Below are 284 nucleotides of genomic sequence, written 5' to 3'. Positions count from 1 at the left end.
CACGGACTCGGGCTCGAACCCGATATCGGCATCGATGAACAGCAGATGGCTGGCGCCGGACATCAGGAATTGGTGGGCCAGTTCGTTCCGGGCGCGCACGATCAGCGATTCGTTTCCGATCAGGTTGAACTGGATGTCGATGCCCCGGGCCGTGGCCGCAGCCTGCAGCTTCAGCGCTGATAACACATAGGCCATCTTCAGGTCGCCGCCGAAGCAGGGCGTTGCGACGAAAACGCGGGTTCTTTCGGTCATTTTACCCCCTTTTGTCTCGGCTGGCGCAGAAT

Annotated in this window: 1 protein-coding gene; it reads right to left on the bottom strand. The window is 60.2% G+C overall.

Going from position 1 to position 284, the window contains the following annotated elements; genetic code table 11:
- A partial coding sequence (locus MJ643_RS30645; protein ID WP_247727303.1) for a hypothetical protein occupies positions 1–252 on the bottom strand: 252 nt, incomplete at its 3' end.
- Between the last annotated feature and the right edge of the window lie 32 nt (positions 253–284).

The sequence above is a fragment of the Pseudomonas sp. PNPG3 genome (assembly GCF_023093815.1).
GTDB classification, from domain to species: domain Bacteria; phylum Pseudomonadota; class Gammaproteobacteria; order Pseudomonadales; family Pseudomonadaceae; genus Aquipseudomonas; species Aquipseudomonas asiatica.
This window is presented reverse-complemented; position numbering and strand designations above follow the sequence as displayed.